The 1,342-nt window shown below is 56.3% G+C and carries 1 rRNA gene; it reads left to right on the top strand.

Annotated features, from left to right (window positions below):
* A 23S ribosomal RNA gene (locus tag ACWD35_RS45500) occupies positions 1–1,342 on the top strand; the annotation flags it as partial.

Below are 1,342 nucleotides of genomic sequence, written 5' to 3'. Positions count from 1 at the left end.
CTGAGACCTGATGCCGAGCCGATTGTGGCGAAGTGGATGATCCTATGCTGTCGAGAAAAGCCTCTAGCGAGTTTCATGGCGGCCCGTACCCTAAACCGACTCAGGTGGTCAGGTAGAGAATACCGAGGCGTTCGGGTGAACTATGGTTAAGGAACTCGGCAAAATGCCCCCGTAACTTCGGGAGAAGGGGGGCCACACTCGGTGATCCGATTTACTCGGTGAGCTGGGGGTGGCCGCAGAGACCAGCGAGAAGCGACTGTTTACTAAAAACACAGGTCCGTGCGAAGCCGTAAGGCGATGTATACGGACTGACGCCTGCCCGGTGCTGGAACGTTAAGGGGACCGGTTAGCTCCATTTCGGTGGGGCGAAGCTGAGAACTTAAGCGCCAGTAAACGGCGGTGGTAACTATAACCATCCTAAGGTAGCGAAATTCCTTGTCGGGTAAGTTCCGACCTGCACGAATGGCGTAACGACTTCTCGACTGTCTCAACCATAGGCCCGGTGAAATTGCACTACGAGTAAAGATGCTCGTTTCGCGCAGCAGGACGGAAAGACCCCGGGACCTTTACTACAGTTTGATATTGGTGTTCGGTTCGGCTTGTGTAGGATAGCTGGGAGACTTTGAAGCAGGCACGCCAGTGTTTGTGGAGTCGTCGTTGAAATACCAGTCTGGTCGTGCTGGATGTCTAACCTGGGTCCGTGATCCGGATCAGGGACAGTGTCTGATGGGTAGTTTAACTGGGGCGGTTGCCTCCTAAAGAGTAACGGAGGCGCCCAAAGGTTCCCTCAGCCTGGTTGGCAATCAGGTGTTGAGTGTAAGTGCACAAGGGAGCTTGACTGTGAGACCGACGGGTCGAGCAGGGACGAAAGTCGGGACTAGTGATCCGGCGGTGGCTTGTGGAAGCGCCGTCGCTCAACGGATAAAAGGTACCCCGGGGATAACAGGCTGATCTTCCCCAAGAGTCCATATCGACGGGATGGTTTGGCACCTCGATGTCGGCTCGTCGCATCCTGGGGCTGGAGTCGGTCCCAAGGGTTGGGCTGTTCGCCCATTAAAGCGGTACGCGAGCTGGGTTTAGAACGTCGTGAGACAGTTCGGTCCCTATCCGCTGTGCGCGTAGGAGTCTTGAGAAGGGCTGTCCCTAGTACGAGAGGACCGGGACGGACGAACCTCTGGTGTGCCAGTTGTTCTGCCAAGGGCATGGCTGGTTGGCTACGTTCGGGAGGGATAACCGCTGAAAGCATCTAAGCGGGAAGCCTGCTTCGAGATGAGGACTCCCACCCACTTGATGGGGTAAGGCTCCCAGTAGACGACTGGGTTGATAGGCCGGATCTGGAAGC

The organism is Streptomyces sp. NPDC002671, from assembly GCF_053592475.1.
This window is presented reverse-complemented; position numbering and strand designations above follow the sequence as displayed.